This is a genomic window from Hyphomicrobium album (assembly GCF_009708035.1).
GTDB classification, from domain to species: Bacteria; Pseudomonadota; Alphaproteobacteria; order Rhizobiales; family Hyphomicrobiaceae; genus Hyphomicrobium_A; species Hyphomicrobium_A album.
On sequence record NZ_WMBQ01000001.1, the window covers coordinates 949,738 to 965,876 of the forward strand.

The 16,139-nt window shown below is 65.8% G+C and carries 14 protein-coding genes and 1 pseudogene; 7 read left to right on the forward strand and 8 right to left on the reverse strand.

Annotated features, from left to right (window positions below; translation table 11 throughout):
- The first annotated feature begins 9 nt into the window (after positions 1–9).
- On the forward strand, positions 10–1,347 hold the full coding sequence (locus GIW81_RS04650) for an O-antigen ligase family protein (RefSeq protein ID WP_154738147.1): 1,338 nt from the start codon (positions 10–12) through the stop codon (positions 1,345–1,347).
- An 8-nt stretch (positions 1,348–1,355) separates the two neighbouring features.
- Here GIW81_RS04650 and GIW81_RS04655 read toward each other — a convergent pair whose 3' ends face one another.
- Together GIW81_RS04655 and GIW81_RS04660 are read right to left on the reverse strand one after the other, a co-directional pair.
- A complete protein-coding gene (locus tag GIW81_RS04655) occupies positions 1,356–2,492 on the reverse strand; it encodes a DUF1513 domain-containing protein (protein ID WP_229309078.1) in 1,137 nt (378 codons plus the stop codon).
- Positions 2,473–3,522 carry an imelysin family protein gene (locus GIW81_RS04660; protein ID WP_210251902.1) on the reverse strand — a complete coding sequence of 350 codons (1,050 nt, stop codon included), beginning with the start codon at positions 3,520–3,522 and terminating at the stop codon, positions 2,473–2,475. The genes GIW81_RS04655 and GIW81_RS04660 overlap by 20 nt, the downstream gene beginning before the upstream one ends.
- A 227-nt stretch (positions 3,523–3,749) precedes the next feature.
- On the opposite strand from GIW81_RS04660, the gene GIW81_RS04665 reads away from it, so the two are divergent.
- The 4 genes from GIW81_RS04665 (at position 3,750) to GIW81_RS04680 (ending at position 8,393) form a co-directional block, all read left to right on the forward strand.
- A complete protein-coding gene (locus GIW81_RS04665; RefSeq protein ID WP_407658154.1) occupies positions 3,750–5,033 on the forward strand; it encodes an imelysin family protein in 1,284 nt (427 codons plus the stop codon).
- 77 nt (positions 5,034–5,110) lie between these two features.
- Positions 5,111–6,595, forward strand: a complete 1,485-nt coding sequence (locus GIW81_RS04670) for a di-heme oxidoreductase family protein (protein ID WP_154738150.1) — start codon at positions 5,111–5,113, stop codon at positions 6,593–6,595.
- A gap of 26 nt (positions 6,596–6,621) precedes the next feature.
- Positions 6,622–7,698: an imelysin family protein gene (locus GIW81_RS04675; protein WP_154738151.1), complete on the forward strand. Its 1,077-nt coding sequence runs from the start codon at positions 6,622–6,624 to the stop codon at positions 7,696–7,698.
- Positions 7,699–7,883: 185 nt separating this feature from the next.
- On the forward strand, positions 7,884–8,393 hold the full coding sequence (locus tag GIW81_RS04680; protein ID WP_154738152.1) for a DUF1097 domain-containing protein: 510 nt from the start codon (positions 7,884–7,886) through the stop codon (positions 8,391–8,393).
- Positions 8,394–8,448: 55 nt separating this feature from the next.
- Here GIW81_RS04680 and pgi read toward each other — a convergent pair whose 3' ends face one another.
- From pgi to GIW81_RS04710, 6 genes and pseudogenes are all read right to left on the reverse strand, one after another.
- Positions 8,449–10,095 (reverse strand): glucose-6-phosphate isomerase, encoded by a 1,647-nt coding sequence (gene pgi, locus GIW81_RS04685; protein ID WP_407658190.1) that lies wholly within the window; start codon positions 10,093–10,095, stop codon positions 8,449–8,451.
- Between the two features lie 10 nt (positions 10,096–10,105).
- Entirely contained in the window at positions 10,106–11,182 is a 1,077-nt protein-coding gene (gene tal / locus GIW81_RS04690) for a transaldolase (RefSeq protein ID WP_324614888.1), read from the reverse strand.
- A gap of 121 nt (positions 11,183–11,303) precedes the next feature.
- The gene (locus GIW81_RS04695) at positions 11,304–11,864 is read right to left on the reverse strand and encodes a flavin reductase family protein (RefSeq protein WP_154738154.1); all 561 of its coding nucleotides are present in this window, start codon (positions 11,862–11,864) and stop codon (positions 11,304–11,306) included.
- A 45-nt stretch (positions 11,865–11,909) separates the two neighbouring features.
- Positions 11,910–12,260, reverse strand: coding sequence for a patatin-like phospholipase domain-containing protein (locus tag GIW81_RS18980; RefSeq protein WP_229309079.1), 351 nt, complete (start codon positions 12,258–12,260; stop codon positions 11,910–11,912).
- Between the two features lie 352 nt (positions 12,261–12,612).
- Positions 12,613–12,999 (reverse strand): annotated as a pseudogene (locus GIW81_RS19435) (patatin-like phospholipase family protein); the annotation flags it as partial.
- Positions 13,000–13,164: 165 nt separating this feature from the next.
- Positions 13,165–13,899: an SDR family oxidoreductase gene (locus GIW81_RS04710; RefSeq protein ID WP_154738157.1), complete on the reverse strand. Its 735-nt coding sequence runs from the start codon at positions 13,897–13,899 to the stop codon at positions 13,165–13,167.
- A 193-nt stretch (positions 13,900–14,092) separates the two neighbouring features.
- On the opposite strand from GIW81_RS04710, the gene GIW81_RS04715 reads away from it, so the two are divergent.
- A complete protein-coding gene (locus GIW81_RS04715) occupies positions 14,093–15,007 on the forward strand; it encodes an AraC family transcriptional regulator (protein WP_154738158.1) in 915 nt (304 codons plus the stop codon).
- A gap of 80 nt (positions 15,008–15,087) precedes the next feature.
- Positions 15,088–16,116, forward strand: coding sequence for an aldo/keto reductase (locus GIW81_RS04720; RefSeq protein ID WP_154738159.1), 1,029 nt, complete (start codon positions 15,088–15,090; stop codon positions 16,114–16,116).
- The last annotated feature ends 23 nt before the right edge of the window (positions 16,117–16,139 follow it).

The window sequence follows — 16,139 nt, forward strand, 5'->3', positions numbered from 1 at the left end:
GGAGCAGTGATGTCGGCCGCCGTTGCCATCGATAGCGCGAGCGCTTTGCAGACGACACGCGCCCCGCGGCGCGGGCTCGTCACGTGGCTGACGCTCGCTGCCGTCGCGATCACGTTTGCGGCGAGCGGCTTCGTGTTCAGTGAGCCGGCGCCCGTCGATGCGCTCACCATCGGCCTCATCGTCCTGTTGCCGACCGTCGGGCTCGTCAGCTTCACGCCTGGCGTGCTGGCTTATGGTGCGATGTGGCTCGTGGCCGCCGCCAGCCTGCTGCTCGGCGCGTCATCCTCTCTCGACCTGAAATCCACCGGCATCCATGTTGCCGTGACCATTTATCTCTATGCCGCCTCCGTCGTGATCGCGGCCTTCGTCGCGCGCTCGCCGCGCCCGCATACCGAGCTGATCCTCAAGGCGTGGACGTTCGCGGCGCTGGTGGCCTGCGCGGCCGCGGTGCTCGGCTATTTCGGCGTCATCCCCGGCGGCTATGAGCTCTTCACCGAGAACGAGCGCGCCAGCGGCACATTCAAGGACCCGAACGTATTCGGCCCGTTTCTCGTTGTGCCGGCGCTCTACCTGCTCAATGCGGCGCTGCAGCGCTCGTTCGGCGGCATGCTGTTACCGCTCGCCGGCTCCGCCTTCCTCGCGCTCGGCGTCTTCTTGAGCTTCTCGCGCGGCGCCTGGATGGTCCTCGCCGTCGCCCTGGTGATCTACGGCTACCTCATCATGGCCACGACGCGGCAGGCGCGCGTGCGGCTGAAGATCGTCATCCTGCTTTTCGCCGGCGGAATCCTCGGGGCGCTCGCCGTCGTCGCCGCACTCAGCTCCGATCAGGTTGCCAACCTGTTGAGCCAGAGGGCCAGCCTCGAGCAGTCGTACGACACTGGCTCGGAGGGCCGCTTCGGCGGGCAGGAAAAGGCCGCCGGCATCATCGTCGAGAATCCGCTCGGCATCGGCGCTCTGGAGTTCTCCGCCCGCCACCACCCCGAGGCCGCGCACAACGTCTATCTCAGCATGTTCCTCAACGCCGGCTGGCTCGGCGGCGCCGTCTACCTGATCCTGGTCGTGCTGACTTTGGTGTTCGGGTTCCGCTTCGCGATGCGCGCGTCCGACACGCGTACGATATTCCTGGTGGTGTACGCGACGTTCGTGGCGACAGCGTTCGAAGGCGCCATTATCGACAGCGACCACTGGCGCCATTTCTACCTGATGATGGGGCTACTCTGGGGGATGATGGCCGCCGCCCAACAACCGGTGCAGACGCCCGAAAGCCGCCGACCGGCGCGCTTGCTCGGCCGCGCGCCGCACCCCGATTTCAGCGCCCGGCGCCCGACAATCGTCGGCGCCGCCTGACCAACGCCTCAGCCCAAAATTCGCAGGTGATTGTCGAATGAGCGGCCGGGGAAGGTCGCCGTCGTCAAATGCGTGTGGTCCGGTTGATCCGTCTGCACCACGCCGAGGCCCGAGGTCATCACGAAGCCTGACCTAGGAGCCCCGGTGATGCCGCAACTGTCCACGAGCAGCGTTTCGCCGGCGATAGCGAACTTCTCCGTATCGACGTAGACGATGCGCCCGGCGCGCGGCGCCGAAGCCGCAATGAGGCGTCCGTCGGGGCTTAAGGCGACAGCACCGATATAGCCGGCAAGCGTTGAACCCATCGGCGTTGCCGGCTCGATGATGCGCAGCGGCTTGTCGATGCCGGCGCAGCCGATGAGCTCGGGCGTCTCGGCGTCGCCGCCTTCCCACTGGCAGCCGAACCACACCGCGCCTTTTCCATCCTGCACCAGGTGGCGGATCGACAGCTTGTGGATGTCGGCCCGCTGCATGTGCTGGCTGACGAGTCGCCCGGTCGTGCTGTCGACGAAGGCGAGCGAGGGCTGCATGCTCGACAAGTTCAGCTTCTCGCGCCCGGTCTCGATGTGCGTCTCGATGCCGCCGTTGGCGACGGCGAGCGTCTTGCCGTCGGCGAGCAGGATCGCCTCGTGCGGACCGATGCCGTAGGTCGGAAACTCGCCGACGCGCTTGTAGCCGCCGGTGGCGTCGTAAACGCCAATCAGGCCTGCGCGCGTCTCGTTGTCATGCTCCGTTGCGTAGAGCAGGCGCCCGTCGCGCGAGAACGTCCCGTGGCCGTAGAAATGCCGGTTAGCTGGTGTCGTGAACAACACCGGCTCGCGCCGATCGCCGATGTCGAAAGCGAGCGCGAACGAGCCGGGGCGACGCGCAAACACCACCGCCTGGCCACTGGTGCGGTCAAGCGCGATGTCGTGGCCGCGGCCTTCGAGCGGCAGCTCGCGCAGGACCATGCCGTCGAGCGACAGCACGACGACCGAATAGCTGCCGTCGGGACGGCGGCAGGCGGCGACGAGATCGCCGGGCGCAACGCCGGTATCGGCATCCTCGTCGAGCACGCCGGCAAACGCGTTCGACGCGCTCGCCGCCGCAAGGCTCAGCGTGCTGCCGATCAGGAAATGCCGCCGGTCAATCGCCATCGAGCTCATTGAACCCTATCTGCAGTCCCGCTGCCGGCGCCAATTCGCGCCCCACCAGCTTGCGGATGCCCTCGACGTGGAAACGCACCATGCGCAGGTCGCGCGCCCGTTCGGGATTGTCCTTGGCGCGCGGGATCTCTTCTACCGCGGCCGGCGCGTCGCGAGCCAGCCTATGAAACGCCTCGCCGATCCAGCGCGGCATCCACGCCTTGTCGCCGGAAACGTTGCGCGCGAGGCCCATCGTCTCGTACAGAGCCTGCGTCGAGGCGATGCCCGAGGCAATATAGCGCGCACTCAGACCCGCGCGCGAAAACGGCAGCCGCGGCGGCTTATCGGGCGTCGCAATGGCGTTGATCATGGGCACGACCTCGCGGTCCTGGATCATCTGCAGCCCGGTGATCAGCGCCCGCGCGAAGTCCCCCGCTGGCTCCTCCGCCGACTTGTAGCGCGGGTCGCCGGCCTTCGGCTCCACCATGCGCAGGCGCCAGCCAGTGTCACCTTGCCATTCCGTAAGTATCTCCTCGGAGAGCGCGTGGGTAGATTGCGCCATCGACAGTGCGAGTTTGCAGCGGTAGCTGCCTTCCTCATCGTCGCCGCCGAGGGGGCGCTTGTCGTCGTAGAGCAGCACCTCGAGCGCCGACAGTCCCTGGACCGCGGCACTCTTCTTGATGAGTTGTGCCGGATCGAGCGCCATCACGTCCCTCTTGACGACGAGCGCGTTCACTTGGCGCTGCGTCACGCCGCGCGGGTCCGGCCAGAACTCGAAACGCTCGGGCCGTCCGATTTGTGACATCGGGCCAAACCGTAGAAATTCCACCGCACCCCAGGCGAGCACCGTGTCGGCAAAATCGGTCTTTACGGAAGAGGCGGCGTCCTTGGCCCCGTCACAGAGGCGCGTCACATCTTCGGCAAGCTTACCGCTTGCCTTCGCGAGGCGCTCGAAGCGCGGGAGCACGTACTTGTCGATGACGCGCGCATTGAGCTGCGCAAACGACGGCTTGGCGGGTGCAGCACGCCCGGCCGGGGCGGCCACCGCCATCATTGCAACCAGCAAGAGCGCTGTTCCTCGCCGCATCGCGCCTAGTTTCCGCGGACCCGTTTTCAGTGCCGCCCCCGTGCCTTCGCCCGTGCGCAAAAGACCACTAGTGTTCCGCCGCGCGATGGCGTTCCTTGGGCCGACTTCATACAGGGCGACAAGGCAAAAATAATCTTGACTTCGCGAGTCGGAAAATATCGAGTTTGCCGCGACAACGCCCGGGAGAGGAAATGCAAAGCGATATGATTATGCCCCTCCGAAACGCCTTCGCCGCCTGCGTCGCGATGCTTTTGGTGCAGCCTGCCGCCGCCGACGCGCCGAGCGTGGCCGACGTCGCCAAAACCTACGCCAACATCGCCGAGGCCGGCTATACGGACTCGCTCGCTGAGGCACGCAAGCTCAAGACGGCGATCGATACGCTCATCAAGACTCCCACCGAGGAGAGCCTCGCCGCCGCGCGCAAGGCGTGGGTCGCCGCGCGCGTTCCCTATATGCAGACGGAAGCCTTCCGCTTCGGCAACAAGATCGTCGACGACTGGGAACCGCGCGTAAACTCCTGGCCGCTCGACGAAGGCCTCATCGACTACGTCTCGCAGGAGTACGTCGACCAGGCGCCGGCCAACGATCTCTACGTCGCCAATGTCATCGCCAACCCCTCGATCAAGATCAACGGCGAGCCCGTCGACACCTCGAAGATCACCAAGGAGCTCCTGTCGGACAAGCTGCAGGAGGCGGGCGGCGTCGAGTCGAACGTCGCGACCGGCTATCACGCCATCGAATTCGTCCTCTGGGGCCAGGATCTCAACGGCACGGGACCTGGCGCCGGCCAGCGCCCGGCGACCGATTATGACGTGAAGAACTGCACCGGCGGCAATTGCGAGCGCCGCGCCCAGTATCTCGAGGTCGTCACCGACCTGCTGCTCGACGACCTCGACTGGATGGTGAAGCAGTGGGGTGCCGACGGCGCCGCCCGCAAGGCGGTGATGGCGGACGGCGGACAGGCCGGCCTCGCCGCCCTCTTCAAGGGCCTCGGCAGTCTCTCCTACGGCGAGATGGCGGGCGAGCGCATGAAGCTCGGTCTGCTCATCCATGATCCGGAGGAGGAGCACGACTGCTTCTCCGACAACACCCACAACGCCCACTATTACGACGCGCTCGGCATCCGCAACGTCTACCTCGGCAGCTACAAGCGCCCGGACGGCTTGGTCGTCTCCGGCCCCAGCGCCTCCGACCTCGTGCGCGCCAAGTCGCCCGAGGCCGACGAGCGCACGCGCGCCGCACTCGACGCGACGGCGAAGCAGATGGACGAGATCGTGAAGCGCGCCGAGAGCGGCGAGCACTACGACCAGATGCTCGGCGAGGGCAACGAGGCCGGCAACGCCCTACTCGACCAGACCATTCAGGCGCTGATCGCCCAGTCGAAGGAGTTCGAGCGCGACATCGCCGCGCTGGAACTGAAGTCGATCCAATTCGAGGGCTCCGACAGCCTCGACAATCCGTCGAACGTCAGGTGATCGCGATGCGGGCGCGCCCGTGCGGCATAGTCGAGCACCGGCCTCTGCGGTCGAGGCCGGTTGTCCTATAAGCTCGCATGCCCAAGCGCCATAGCACCACCCGCCTGCCGCTGCTCCTCCTGCCGGGACTGGTAGCGGCGTGCATTGCCGCTGTCGGCGTGCGGGCGATCGAGGCACCGAATATCCCCAACGAGCTGGGTGAGCAGAGCCCCGGCGGCGGCGCCACGACGCGCAAGAGCATCGACACGCGCGAGGCATTCTCGCACGCTTCGGAAGGCATCAGCCTCGAGGGCGAATCCAAGTTCAAGGTCGGCAACGCCATCTTCCGCAAGCTGTGGATCTCGGCGCCGTCGTCGACCACGAGCTCCGATGGCCTCGGCCCGCTCTTTAACTCGCGTTCCTGCCAGAGCTGCCATCTGAAGGACGGCCGCGGGCGCCCACCGCACGCGAACTTCCCCGCCGACACGGCGGAATCGATGTTTCTCCGCCTCTCCATCCCGCCGCAGAACGACGCGCAGCGCCAATTGCTCGCCGAGCATCGCGCCAACACCATCAACGAGCCGACCTATGGTGAGCAGTTGCAGAACCTCGCGGTGCAGGGCCTCGACAACGAAGGCCGCATGCACATCGACTACAAGGACGTGCCGGTGACGCTGGGCGACGGCACCGTCGTCAGCCTGCGCCACCCAACCTATAGCGTCGACGGCCTGAAGTACGGTCCGATGCATCCCGACACTATGCTGTCGCCGCGCCTCGCGCCGCCGATGATCGGGGTCGGATTGCTCGAGGCGATTCCCGAAGCCGACATTCGCGCCAAGGCCGACCCCGACGACAAGGACAAGGACGGCATCTCGGGCCGCGACTCTGAAGTGTGGTCGGTCGAAGCGGGCAAACCGGTGCTCGGCCGCTTCGGCTGGAAAGCCGGCAAGCCGTCCGTGCGCGAACAGGCCGGCAGCGCCTTCGCCGGCGACATGGGCCTCTCCAATCCAATGTCGCCGGCACCATCCGGCGATTGCACCAAGGCGCAGCCTGTGTGCCTCAATGCCCCCAACGGCAACAGCGAGCGCGATAGCGGCCTGGAGGTCGGCCCCACGCTGTTCGACCACGTCGTCTTCTACTCGCAGAACCTCGCCGTACCGCCACGCCGCAATTTCAACGACCCGGAAGTCGCGCGCGGCAAGGCGATCTTCTACGCACTCGGCTGCCAGAGCTGTCACACGCCGTCATTCACGACAGGCAAGGTCGAGGGGCAGCCACACCTTTCCAATCAGAAGATCTGGCCCTACTCCGACCTGCTGCTGCACGATATGGGCGAAGGTCTGGCGGACAACCGCCCCGAAGGCGTTGCCGACGGCCGCGAGTGGCGGACGTCACCGCTCTGGGGTATCGGACTGACCCAGCTCGTCAGCGGCCACACGTTCTTTTTGCACGACGGGCGGGCGCGCAATCTGGAGGAAGCGATCCTGTGGCACGGGGGCGAGGGACAGGCATCGCGCGACGGCTATGCCGCGCTGTCGAAATCGGATCGCGAGGCGCTGATCAAGTTCGTGGAGTCGCTGTGAGGGGGATCACGCCGATCAGGCGAGCCATGACGCTCGCCTGCATGTCGCTGGCCATGCTCGCCGCGGCGCCGCCGGCGAATGCCTTTGACGACGCCGCACTGGCGAAGCGGGCCTATGCCGGCATCATCCTGCCGGGCTACGCGCGCTTCGATGCGGTGACGCGCGACTTCGCGGAGAAATCGGCGGCGCTGTGCAAGGCGCCGTCGCAGGGCGCCCTCGACGCGACACGCGCCGCCGCGCGCGCCACTCTGCTCGCCTGGGGACGCATCGCGCCGATCCGCTTCGGCCCGATCGCGTACAAGCAGCGGCTCGACCGCCTGTTGTTCTATCCGGACCAGCACGGCATCGTCGGAAAGCAGACTGCCAAGCTCATCGCCAAGCGCGATGATGCCGACCTCGATCCGGCAAAGCTCGAAGGCGCCAGCGTCGCCGTGCAGGGCTTCGGCGCGGTCGACGTTGCACTCTATGGCCGCGGTGCCGAGGCCCTCGCCACTGCCGACCCCGAGGCGGGCTTCCGTTGCCGCTACGTCCACGCGCTGGCCACCGACATCGCCCAGATCGCCGCCGACACGCACGCCGATTGGTCGGGCGAATACAAGCAGGCGTGGCTGCAGCCAGGCGACGGCAACAAGGCCTACCTCACGGCGAAGGAAACCACGCTGGCGCTGTTCTCCGCCTACGTCACCGAGATCGAGGTCGTGCGCCTGCATCGGCTGGCCCCGGCGATGGGTGTAGAGTCCGCCAAAGCCTCGAGTCCCCTCTTGCCACATAGCGGGCTCGGCCTGCCCTATCTCATTTCCGTCGTCGAGGGTGTGCGCGATCTCGTCGGCGGCAGCGGCTTCCTCGCCGACGATCTCGCGACCACCGACAAGGAGCGCGCCGCGCTCGCCATCGTCGGCAGCGTCGCCACCGACCTGGGCTTCGCGGTGCGCGCCGGCGAGGCAGCCGCGGCGATGGCGCCGGACGCCCTGCAGGATGCCGCCGCGCGCGAGCGCCTCGCGCCCATGCTGCTGTCGCTGAAAAGTGCCGAGTCGACGGGCCGCGCCGCGCTCGGCGAGCTCACCGGACAGATGATCGGCTTCAACTCGCTCGACGGCGACTGACGGCTACTCGGCGGCCTCGGCCGGCCGGCCGGCTCGATAGTGCGCTGCAGCAGAAAAATGGGTGTTTCTCAGGCAGATGACGCGCCCGTGTTGCGCTTATGCCACGCAATTGCGGGGTAACATGCCATGTGTCGAGAGGCCACAGCAACAAGGGCTCCGGCACAAATTTAGGGGAGAAAAGACACATGGATCTCGTTACGGCATTGGCACTCAGCATCGGCCTCTTGGGAGGCGTTGCCACGTATCTCTATCTTTCCGATCCTCTCGTCCTCGGCTTGCAAATCTGGGCGGCATTCATCGCCTGGGCAAGCTTCTATCACTGCGGGGGCAAGATTCAGGGCTTCATCTCGAGCGTCCTGGCCAACTTGTGGGGCGTGCTGTGGGGCGCGCTCACCCTGATCGCGTTCTCCAATCTCGATCTCGGATTGGCAGCGCCGATCTGGGCCGGCATCTGCGTCGCTGTCGGCGTTACCCTGATGATCCTCGGCTGCAAGATTCCGATCTTCTCGGCCATTCCTGCAACCGTGTACGGCTACGCGGCGACCGTCGCACTGGCGCTTCTGACCAACACCGTGCCCGGGCTCATGGAACCGACGCTCACCAATCCGGCGGTGATCATCGCTCTCTCCATGATCGGTGGCGCGATCTTCGGTTTGATCTCCGAAGCGCTCGCCACCGCCGTGGCGCGCTCGTAGCAACGCGCACGCTACTGTCTAACGTCGTCCCGGGATGAACCTCGGGACGACGTCTTCAACCGCCCGCGCGTGACGCGCGGTAGCGGGCGATCAGGGCGTTGGTCGAGCTGTCGTGCGCGAGCTTGGGCTCATCCATGTCGCGCAACTCGCCGATGATCTTCTTTGCCAGCACCTTGCCGAGCTCCACGCCCCACTGGTCGAACGAGCCGACGCCCCAGATCGCGCCCTGCACGAAGGTCGAGTGCTCATAGAGCGCCACCAGCGCGCCGAGCGCGCGCGGATCGAGGCGGTCGGCGAGGATCATGTTGCTCGGGCGGTTGCCCTCCATGACGCGGAAGGCGACGTCGTTCGCGCCGACGCCCTCGGCCGCGACTTCCTCCGCCGTCTTGCCGAACGCCAGTCCCTCGGCCTGGGCGAAGAGGTTGGCCATCAACAGGTCGTGCGGCGGCGCGAGCGGGCTCAGCGGCTCGAGGAAGCCGATGAAATCGGCCGGCACGAGGTGCGTGCCCTGATGCAGGAGCTGATAGAACGAGTGCTGGCCGTCGGTGCCGGGCTCGCCCCAGACGATCGGGCCGGTCTGATAGTCGACCCGGCGGCGCGTGAGGTCGACGCTCTTGCCGTTGCTCTCCATCTGCAGCTGCTGCAGGTACGCCGGAAAGCGTGCGAGTGCCTGGGCGTAGGGCAATACCGCCTGCGATTGCGCGCCGAAGAAATCCGCGTACCAGACCGTCAGCAGCCCGAGCAAAGCGGGAAGGTTCTTGGCGAGCGGCGCGGTGCGGAAGTGCACGTCCATGTCGTGGAAGCCGGCCAGCATGGCGCGGAAGTTGTCCGGCCCGATGGCCAGCATCGTCGACAGGCCGATGGCCGAGTCGAGCGAATAGCGCCCGCCGACCCAGTCCCAGAACTCGAACATGTTTGCGGTGTCGATGCCGAAGGCCTTGACGCCGGCCGCGTTGGTCGACACGGCGACAAAGTGCTTGGCGACAGCGCTTTCCTCGCCCAGCCGCTGCAGCAGCCAGGCGCGGGCGATGTCGGCGTTGCTCATCGTCTCGAGTGTCGTGAACGTCTTTGAGGAGATGACGAACAGCGTCTCCTCGGCGTCGAGATCCTGCGTCGCCTCCGTGAAGGCAGCGCCGTCGACGTTGGCGACGAAACGGAAGCGCATGTCGCGGTCACTGAAGGCGCGCAGCGCCAGATAAGCCATCTCCGGCCCGAGATGCGATCCGCCGATGCCGATATTGACGACGTTGCGGATGCGCTTGCCCGTGTGCCCCTTCCACGCACCCGAACGCACGCGCTCCGCAAAGGCGGCCATGCGGTCGAGCACCGCGTGCACGTCGGGGACGACATTGCGGCCGTTGACCTCGAAGATGGCGTCGCGCGGCGCCCGCAGCGCCGCATGCAGCACCGCGCGGTTCTCGGTGACGTTGATCTTGTCGCCGCGGAACATTGCTGCGCGCTTTTGGAAAAACCCGCGCTCCTCGGCAAGCTGGACGAACAGGCTAATGGTCTGAGGGGTGATGCGGTTTTTGGAGTAGTCGAGCGTAAGGCCCCCGCCTTCGACCGTAAATCCCTCGGCGCGCTGCGGGTCCTCGGCAAACAGCGAGCGCAGATCGCGATCCTTGATCGCGGCGTGGTGCGCTGCGAGCGCGCTCCACGCAACGCTCGTCGTCAGCGGCGCCTCGACCGCGTCATGGCTCAGGTGTCCCATCCTAGGCCAGCGCCTTGCTCTTAGCGCCGATCGACTTGAGGAGGTCCTGCCAAGAGGCGACGAATGCCTTGGCGCCGTCCGATTGCAGCTTGCGCGCCAGAGCCTCGACGTCGACGCCGGCCTTGGCGTGGGCATCGAGCACCGAGTCGCAGTCCCCGCCATAGGGGCTCAGAACGGCGGCGAGCTTCCCATGGTCGGCGAAGGCGCGCAGGGTCTCCTCCGGCATGGTGTTGACCGTGTTGGGCGCCGCCAGCGCTTCGACATAGAGCGTATCGTGCGCGCGCTTGTCCTTGCTCGACGTGCTGGCGAACAGGAGACGCTGCGGGCGGGCGCCGGCGTTCTCCAGCCGCTGCCAGCGGTCCGAATCCAAAAGCTCGCGATAGGTACGGTAGGCATGCTGGCCAATGGCGTTGCCTAGGCGGTTCTTCAGCTCGTCCGGCACGTCCTCGACGATGGCGCGGTCCCACCGGCTGATGAACACCGAGGCGACCGAGCGCACGTCCGGATCGAGACCGGCGGCGACGCGCTTTTCCAGCCCGCGCATATAGGCCTCGGCGGCGGCGAGGTAGTCGGCCGTCGAGAACAGCAGCGTGACGTTGACCGGCACGCCGGCGAACGTCGCCGCCTCGATGGCCGGCAGTCCTTCCTTGGTGCCGGGAATCTTGATGAACAGGTTCGGCTTCCCTGCCTTGGCGTAGAGGCGCTTCGCCTCGGCGATGGTCGCGTCCGTGTCGTAGGCGAGCAGCGGCGATACCTCGAGCGACACGAAACCGTCGACGCCGGCGGTGCGCTTGTGCACCGGCAAGAAAAGGTCGGCGGCGCGCCGCAGGTCATCCAGCGCCAGCTCGAAGAAGAGCGCCTCGTCCGACAGTCCCTTGCGCAGAAGCTTTTCGATCGCCTCGTCGTAGTCGGAGCCCTTGCCGACAGCCTTCTCGAAAATCGTCGGATTGGAGGTGAGACCCGTCACCGACAGCTCGGCGACCATCTTGGCGAGGCGACCGCTGTCGAGCATCTCGCGCGTGATGTCGTCGATCCACAAACTCTGGCCGGCGTCGTGCAACTGTTGTGTCGGCTTCACGCGTCTCTCCACTCAACTTCGAATAGGTGCATGCCCTGGCAGCGCCGCTCGGAGCCTAATGGCCGGCCCCGGGCAATTTTCTAGCGGATGCGGGCGACAAATCGAAGCGCCGATGTGGGCGTTAAAGCATTTCCGGCTTGAACAGGCGGCGATAGCGCCGTGTATTGGCGCCCGAAATCATGAACTCACCGTCCCCCCGGTAGTGCAGGGTGCGCGGGTACCGCGGCGACCGTGCCACGTGGGCCTCCACGACCTCCCACACGAACAGGCTGTATTTGTTGATGAGGCTCGCATCGTGGAGCCGGCATTCGAAGTTGGCGTAGCACTCCGAAATGACCGGCGCCATGACTTTTGCGCCCTTCGTTGCGGTAAGGTTGAAGCGGGCGAACTTGTCCGTATCGCGGCCCGAGCAGTTGCCGATCCCGACCACTTTCGCGGCCATGTCCGCGGTCGGCAGGTTGATCACGCATTCCTTGCTTTTGCGGGCGAGCTCGCGGCTGTGGTTCTCGCTCCAGATATAGCAGCCGACGAGCGACGGCTCGAACTCCATGATCATGTGCCAGCCCATGGTCATGATGTTGGCCTCGCCCTTATAGGCGGTGCTCACCAGCACGATCGGGCCGGGCTCGAGGAAGCGGCGCACGTTGCCGACCGGAAAGTCCTGCTTCTGGTAAGTACGCATGGCTCCCTCTCAGTTGAGCAAATGCGCGCCACGGTCGGCAGTAGCCTAGGCCCAGAAGGCGCGAACCTTGTCGACCTCTTGCACAGCGCGGTCGTAGCCCAGCTTCATGGCCGGCGCGATCTCTTCCGGCGACACGAGATTGACTTTACCCGGGTTGGCCGCGATCAGCAGCGCCTTGGTGCCGGCCGCTTCCAGATCCTTGATTTCCTGCAGGATCGAATTGGGCATGCTGGAAAAGCGCGGACCGCTTCCGGGCAATCCGTCGGTGAGCGATACGACGATGGCACGCTTGGCGCCGGCCACCAGGTCCGAATGCGTGCTGCTCGGACCCATGCCGCCGTCCATGCAAATGCGGTCGCCGATCCACGTCGGTCCGAATATTCCCGGCAGCGACATGCTTGACGGCGTGCGAGATGTGCACGTTGGAAGCCGACCACACGACGAGCCGCTGTCCGCTGTAGCAGTCCACGGTCGTGGCGTGGAAAATCTCACTAGGCCAGTGCAAGTTCCCGGTCAGCGTGACGACCATATCCTGCAGCTTGCCGACGGACGGGTTGCGAGCCGCCATGGCGCCACGTCCGATGGCCTGGATGGTCGCTACGCTCGCGTCCGTGGCCGTGTTGCACAGCTCGTGCGCGCGCAGCTGGCTTGGGTTGGGCTTGGGAGTCGGCACCAGCGCGGCCAACAGTTTTGGGAAGGCGCCGAAGAATTCGAACTCGCGTGTCACCCTCGCCAGATGACCGCCTGCAATGGTGCTGCCCACCACCGAGCCTGCAGAAGTGCCGATGATCACCTCTGGCATCTCATAAGTGACGCCGTTCTCGTGCAAACCCTGCATGAACCCCAGCATCCAAGCGGCAAAGTATTCGCCGCCACCGCCGAGCACCAGCGCACGGTCCTTCCCTTGGCCGAGCGAGGGCTTGGCCGGGATGGGAATGGCTAGTCCGTCGTCGAAGGGCACGCTGGCGCGCGGGCCTTCCGGCGCCGCGGCCGTTTGCGCCCGCGCCGGAACGCTAGCCGTCGCGAGCACCACGCCCGCTGCCAGTATGAGATCGCGCCGGCCTATCGGCATCGTTGTTCCGTTCTCGTCTCGTTGCATGGCACACCGGTGACTGACCAATTTTGCGCCGACCATGCCCGCAGCAAGCTAACAAAGCCCCAAAGGGCGCTGACGCCCCAAGAAAAGGGAACCTCTCCCGCGTCGGACGGCGGCAGCCGGAGTGGTTGCCTCGCACGGCACCGCGCGCCATCGGCGCAGGGCCGGTGCCCTGCGCCGTAGACGCTCACAGATCGCGAAAGTCTAGAACGCACTGATCGTCGGCCGCACGATCACCTCGTTCACATCGACCTCGTCCGGCTGCTCGACCGCATAGGCGATGGCACGGGCGATGGCGTCAGGCGTGAGCGCGGCTTTACGGAACTGGACAAGCGCGTCCTTCGCGCTCTGCTCGGTGATGTCATTGCCGAGCTCAGTCGTGACCACACCGGGAGAGATGATCGTCACGCGAACGTCGGGATTCTCCTGACGCAGACCTTCGGAGATTGCCCAAACGGCGTATTTGGTTGCGCAGTAAACCGCGCCGGTCGGAATGACCACGTGGGCGCCGATCGAAGCGACATTGATGATCTGGCCGTTGCCCCGCGCCTTCATGTCAGGCAGTACCGCCGCGATTCCGTACAGAACCCCGCGGATATTCACGTCGATCATCTTGTCCCACTCGTCGACCTTGAGGGAAGCCATGGGCGAGAGCGGCATGACGCCTGCATTGTTGACCAGCACGTCGACCTTGCCGAACTGCGACTTGGCGAAGTCGGCGAATCCCTGGACATCCGTGCGCTCGGCCACATCAACCGCGCGGAATGCGGCTTCGCCGCCCTTCGCCTTGATCTCAGCGACCAGCTTCTCCAGGCGATCGGTGCGCCGGGCGCCGACCACCACCTTCGCGCCCCGCTCCGCCAGCAGCCGTGCCGCCGCCTCGCCGATGCCGCTGGAGGCTCCCGTGATGGCGATGACCTTCCCTTTGATGTTGCTCATATCCGTCTCCTGTCTCGGTTCCGCGGCAAGTGTTGCCGGCGTGACGAGACCATGCCCGCAGCGCCCGCGATGGCGGTAGACCGAAGCTACCCGATCATTGCATAATCCTACGAAACAGCAGGTAGACGGTTCACTGCTCCCTGGGTCAGGCGTACGCTGGCAGCAGTCAAATGATCTGGATTTACGGTACCAAATGCAGACGCACTCGAAAGGAAAGATCGGCGATCTCGCCGAAGCGATTGAACGATTGGCCGGGACCGACGGGGCGCATGCGACCCCCATCCCGCGCGTCTTCTTGCATCGTAGCTCACACACGGGAGAGCCCATCCACGGAGTCTACGAGCCGGCCGTCTGCATCATGGCGCAGGGCTCCAAACAGGCGGATACGGGCCAGGCCCTGCTCCGCTACACGGTAGGCCAGTACCTCATCATTTCGGTTGGCGTGCCCGTCGTCAGCCAGCTCACCGAAGCAACGCCCGAGCGCCCATATCTCTGCCTGCGCATCGATCTCGATCCGGCCGCCATCGGCGCGATCTTGTTGGAGAGCGACATGCAGCGGGCGGCGCGCGACCAGCCGGGGCCGGCACTTGCGGTGAGCGATGCCGACGACGGGCTCCTCGATGCATGCCTGCGCCTACTGCGGCTCGTCGATACGCCCCAGGACATTCCCATCCTCTCCCCGTTGGCAGAACGCGAGATCCTCTATCGTCTGCTCCGCGGTGATCAGGCTTCGCGCATGGCGCAGATCGCCTTCGGCGAGAGCAAGCTGCAGCAGGTCAACCGCGCCATTGGCTGGATCACGCGCAATTTCCGCGAGCCATTCAGCATGGCTGCGCTCGCCGACGAGGCGCGCATGAGCCCATCGTCGTTGCACCATCACTTCAAGGCGGTTACCGCAATGAGTCCACTTCAGTACCAAAAACGTTTGAGGCTCCAGGAAGCGCGACGGTTGATCTTATCGGCATCGATCGATGCGGCCGCGGCGGGGCATTCTGTCGGTTACGACAGTCCGTCGCAGTTCAGCCGCGAGTACCGCCGTCTCTTCGGCGCGCCGCCGCTGCGCGATGCCGAGCGGGTGCGCAGCCTGGGCGGCGACATTGCCGCCTAGGGAACGTTGCCGCGCTTGCTAAGCTGTGGGGAGACACCTTACCTCTCCCTCGTCCCGCAAATCACAATAGGACCAAAGCCATGGAATACCGGCGTCTCGGACGATCTGGCCTCAACGTGCCCGCCTTGAGCTTCGGCACCGGCACCTTCGGCGGCAAGGGCAAGCTGTTCGCCGCCTGGGGCGCTACCGACACCGAGGAAGCACGCCGCCTCATCGATATCTGCCTCGACGCCGGCGTCAGCCTGTTCGACACCGCCGACATCTATTCCGCCGGCGAATCGGAGCGCATCCTCGGCGAAGCCATGAAGGGCAAGCGCGACCGTTGCCTCGTCTCCACCAAGGCGACGTTCCGCTTCAATGACGAGCCCAATAACGTCGGCTCATCCCGCCAGCACCTGCTCGCCACCATCGATGCCTCGCTGAAGCGCCTGCAGACCGACCACATCGATCTCTTCCAGCTGCACGGATACGACGCCATGACACCGCCCGAGGAGGTGCTGTCGACGCTCGACACCCTCGTGCGCGTCGGCAAGATCCGCTACGTCGGCGTGTCGAACTTCTCCGGCTGGCACATCGCCAAGGCGCTCGGCGTCGCCGACAAGTACGGCTACCCGCGCTACGTCGCCAACCAGACCTACTACTCGCTCATCGGGCGCGAGTACGAATGGGAGCTGATGCCGCTCGGCCTCGAGGAAGGCATCGGCGCCGTGGTGTGGAGCCCGCTCGGCTGGGGCCGCCTCACCGGCAAGATCCGCCGCGGCACCGGCATCCCGAAGCAAAGCCGCCTGCACGATTCAGCCGAGGCCGGACCGCAGGTCGAGGACGAGTACCTGTTCAAGGTCGTCGACGCGCTCGACGAGGTGGCGAAGGAAACCGGCAAGAGCGTCCCGCAGATCGCCCTCAACTGGCTGCTGCAGCGCCCGACCGTGTCGACCGTCGTCGTCGGCGCGCGCAACGAGGAGCAGCTGAAGCAGAACCTCGGCGCTGTCGGCTGGAACCTCACCAAGGAGCAGATCGCCAAGCTCGATGCGGCGAGCGAGCGGCCGCTGGTCTATCCCTATTGGCACCAGCGCGTCGCCTTCACCGAGCGCAACCCGCCGCCGGTCTGAGCGTCCGAAAGTAAAGCGGGAAG

Coding starts and splice junctions, on each gene's coding strand:
- GIW81_RS04655 (WP_229309078.1), bottom strand. CDS start 2,492: ATGAGCTCGATGGCGATTGACCGGCGGCATTTCCTGATCGGCAGCACG.
- GIW81_RS04710 (WP_154738157.1), bottom strand. CDS start 13,899: ATGAGCAACATCAAAGGGAAGGTCATCGCCATCACGGGAGCCTCCAGC.
- GIW81_RS04665 (WP_407658154.1), top strand. CDS start 3,750: ATGCAAAGCGATATGATTATGCCCCTCCGAAACGCCTTCGCCGCCTGC.
- GIW81_RS04695 (WP_154738154.1), bottom strand. CDS start 11,864: ATGCGTACTTACCAGAAGCAGGACTTTCCGGTCGGCAACGTGCGCCGC.
- GIW81_RS04675 (WP_154738151.1), top strand. CDS start 6,622: ATGACGCTCGCCTGCATGTCGCTGGCCATGCTCGCCGCGGCGCCGCCG.
- GIW81_RS04660 (WP_210251902.1), bottom strand. CDS start 3,522: ATGGCGGTGGCCGCCCCGGCCGGGCGTGCTGCACCCGCCAAGCCGTCG.
- GIW81_RS04720 (WP_154738159.1), top strand. CDS start 15,088: ATGGAATACCGGCGTCTCGGACGATCTGGCCTCAACGTGCCCGCCTTG.
- GIW81_RS04650 (WP_154738147.1), top strand. CDS start 10: ATGTCGGCCGCCGTTGCCATCGATAGCGCGAGCGCTTTGCAGACGACA.
- GIW81_RS04715 (WP_154738158.1), top strand. CDS start 14,093: ATGCAGACGCACTCGAAAGGAAAGATCGGCGATCTCGCCGAAGCGATT.
- GIW81_RS18980 (WP_229309079.1), bottom strand. CDS start 12,260: ATGTCGCTGCCGGGAATATTCGGACCGACGTGGATCGGCGACCGCATT.
- GIW81_RS04680 (WP_154738152.1), top strand. CDS start 7,884: ATGGATCTCGTTACGGCATTGGCACTCAGCATCGGCCTCTTGGGAGGC.
- GIW81_RS04670 (WP_154738150.1), top strand. CDS start 5,111: ATGCCCAAGCGCCATAGCACCACCCGCCTGCCGCTGCTCCTCCTGCCG.